The sequence below is a fragment of the Pseudomonas sp. PME37.24/025 genome, assembly GCF_055556615.1.
In genome coordinates, this window is record NZ_JBVHNK010000341.1 from 1 (window position 1) to 258 (window position 258).

The window sequence follows — 258 nt, forward strand, 5'->3', positions numbered from 1 at the left end:
GGGGGGTTAAACCAGATGGCCAGTTCAGCCACGGAAGCCCCTAGCATGGGGCTCGCGCCGCTTCAAATCGGGCGCCGATGGCTGGGCGGGGAATATCGTGCCTTGGAAAGCTGGTTGGAGGCGGAGCGCGATCAACTCGTGCTGTGGTTGCCGGTCGCGCAATGCGCGGGCGTGGCGCTGTGGCTGCTGCTGCCTGATCCGCGCGACTGGTCGCTGGCGCTGGCTGGCTTGGGCGGGATTGGCCTGATCGGGCTGGCC

The 258-nt window shown here is 67.8% G+C and carries 1 protein-coding gene; it reads left to right on the forward strand.

Annotated features, from left to right (window positions below):
* Positions 1-45: 45 nt before the first annotated feature.
* On the forward strand, positions 46-258 hold a 213-nt coding region (locus ACZ3HH_RS30625), incomplete at its 3' end, for a hypothetical protein (RefSeq protein ID WP_465810419.1).